The sequence below is a fragment of the Paraburkholderia haematera genome (assembly GCF_905220975.1).
Taxonomy (GTDB): Bacteria; Pseudomonadota; Gammaproteobacteria; order Burkholderiales; family Burkholderiaceae; genus Paraburkholderia; species Paraburkholderia haematera.
In genome coordinates, this window is the sequence record NZ_CAJNBK010000058.1 from 1 (window position 1) to 2,763 (window position 2,763).

Below are 2,763 nucleotides of genomic sequence, written 5' to 3' on the forward strand. Positions count from 1 at the left end.
TGGTCGTTCGTCTTGCTGTCATCGTGCAGATCCTCTGCTGTGTTTGTGCGGGTGTCCGCTTTAACACAGCCTGCGAGTATTAGAGAATCGTTACCGACTTGCGCATAAGGCCTGGCTCGCGCTGCACGAGACGCCCACCACCCAGCGCGCCTATCGCAAGGAGGCGGAACGCCTGATCCTGTGGGCGATCGTCGAACGCGGGCGGGCACTGTCATCGCTGACCACGGAAGACGCGATCGCGTACCGGGCGTTTCTGCGCCGGCCCATCCCTCGCGAACGCTGGATCGGACCACCGCGGCCCCGCACCGCGCCCGACTGGCGGCCGTTCGCCGGAAACCTGTCCGCGCGATCCACCGCGTATGCGCTTTCGGTGGTGGGCGCACTGTTCCGCTGGCTGATCGAGCAGCGCTACGTCCTTGCCAATCCCTTTGCCGGGATCAAGGTGCGAGGCCGCACGCGGGTCACGCCGCTCGATACATCGCGCGGCTTCAGCGAGGGCGAGTGGCTGCTCGTGCGCGCCATCGCGGACGGACTTGAATGGTCCTGCGGCTGGGCGGAGCCCGCTGCGCGGCGGATGCGTTTCATGCTCGACTTTTCTTACGCGACCGGATTGCGCGTAAGCGAACTCGTCGGCGCAACACTCGGTGATATCCGCACCGATGAGCACGGCGATCACTGGCTGCATCTGGTCGGCAAGGGCAGCCGGCCCGGCAAGGTCGCCTTGCCCCCACTGGCACGTACGGCGCTCGATCAGTATCTCGTGCAGCGCCGACTTCCAGTCACGCCGGCACGCTGGGATCCGAAAACGCCGCTCGTCGCGAACCTCGAACAGGACAGCACCACGGGCATTACAGGAACCCGATTGTGGAACGTCATGCGTCGCTTCTTTGATCAAGCCGCCGATGTCATCGGCGCCGACCATCCGACGGCCGCGGGGAAGCTGCGACGCGCCAGCCCGCACTGGATGCGGCATACGCACGCGTCCCACGCACTTGCCCGCGGGGCGGAACTGACGACCGTGCGGGATAACCTGCGCCACGCATCGATCGCAACGACCTCGATTTACCTTCAGAGCGAGGAGCTCAAACGCGCCCGCCAGATGAATCAGGCGTTTGCCGCACGATAGTCCAACGCCCCGGGGCGACATGTTTCATCTTTTAGTCCCACACACTACCGCGTTTGCCACGTCGGAGCTGCTACTGCGAGACACTCCTCACGCATTGGCCGGAAGGCGCTTATAGTCCGACAATCTGAATACGGCAACGGTCGCCTTCAGGTCGCGCCCCTGTTCCTCCAGAGACTGCGCGGCCGCCGCCGCTTCTTCAACAAGCGCGGCGTTCTGCTGGGTCACTTCGTCCATCTGCGTGACCGCCAGCGCAACCTGCTCAATACCGGTCTGTTGCTCGGCTGAAGCGGCGGATATCTCCCCCATGATATCTGTCACGCGCCGCACGCTCGTATCGATTTCATTCATCCGTTGGCCGGCCTCCCCAACCATCAAACTTCCGGCATTTACACGTTCTGCGGACATCTCAATCAATACCTTGATTTCCTTTGCCGCAGACGACGAGCGTTGTGCAAGCGTGCGCACTTCTCCCGCGACCACGGCAAAACCGCGGCCCTGTTCGCCGGCCCGGGCAGCTTCGACCGCCGCGTTGAGCGCGAGGATGTTGGTCTGGAATGCAATGCCCTCGATAATCCCGATGATGTTGCCGATCTTTGCCGAACTCTGACTGATTTCGGCCATCGTGGCGGCAACGCGGCTCACGACCTCATTGCCCCGCTCGGCAGTGCCGGCAGCGCTCAACGCGAGCGTATTGGCCTGCCGCGCGTTGTCAGTGTTCCGCCTCACCGTGCCGGTCAACTCTTCCATGCTGGCCGCTGTCTCTTCGAGCGACGCCGCCTGTTGCTCCGTGCGCTGCGACAGGTCGAGATTGCCGGATGCTATCTGGCTCGATGCCGTACCGATACTTTCGGCGCCGGCACGAATGCGCTGAACGATGCTCGCCAATGAGCGACTCATCGCGAGGATGGATTCCATCAGTTCACCGAATTCGTCGACTCGGGTTACCGTCAGCTCCGCGCCCAGATCACCTTGCGCGATTCTCGCGGCGAGGCGATTGACTTCGAGCAAAGGCTTGCGGATTGATCGGATCAGTGCAGCAGCACCGGTCAGTACACTCAGCGCGAGGACCACAATCAGCATCGCAGTTGTCGAAACAATGATGTATCGCTGACGTTCGAAATCTGCCTGGGCGATCGCCAGTTGCTGCTCCTGCTGTTCGACGAACGTCCTTATCGCCTTACCGTAAGCAGTCTGAATCGGCATGTATTCCTCGTTCAACATGGCGAGCGCCGCGGGTTTCCCGGCCTCGTTGGATCGCATTGCCACGATCCTGTCGCGGGTCGCCAGCACCTGATTGCGCAACCCTGCAATAGCGTCGAGCTGCTTCCGGTCAGCGGGAGTGTGCGCGAGGACGGCTATCGTCTTCTGCACCACTGCGATCTGGGAAATCGTCGCGGCATTATCCTTACTGAAGACATCCGATAAAGCGGGATCGGCGCTAATAATCATCGCCTGCGTGCGCAATGCCGCAATGTCCGCGAGTTTCGACCAGGCGTAGGCGGCAGTCACTTTTCCGGACAGCATCTTTAGTCTTACTGTGTCAATAAAATATTCACATCAAAGCGATACCTGGTAGTATTGAATAATACAGACTTTGGATGATCGCGATGAGAGAAGATATCGACGAATTTGACGCG

General features: G+C 61.1%; 1 protein-coding gene and 1 pseudogene. One reads left to right on the forward strand and one right to left on the reverse strand.

The features are described 5' to 3' along the window. Positions 1-100: 100 nt before the first annotated feature. Positions 101-1,126 (forward strand): annotated as a pseudogene (locus tag KHO23_RS34755) (tyrosine-type recombinase/integrase); the annotation flags it as partial. Between the two features lie 87 nt (positions 1,127-1,213). On the opposite strand, the gene KHO23_RS35615 reads toward KHO23_RS34755, so the two are convergent. Beyond that, complete coding sequence (locus KHO23_RS35615; protein ID WP_211617529.1) at positions 1,214-2,650, reverse strand: methyl-accepting chemotaxis protein; 1,437 nt, start codon at positions 2,648-2,650, stop codon at positions 1,214-1,216. Positions 2,651-2,763: the final 113 nt, after the last annotated feature.

What these genes read in the sequence shown, in the direction of transcription:
- KHO23_RS35615 (WP_211617529.1), bottom strand. Translation starts at nt 2,650, where the DNA reads ATGCTGTCCGGAAAAGTGACTGCCGCCTACGCCTGGTCGAAACTCGCG.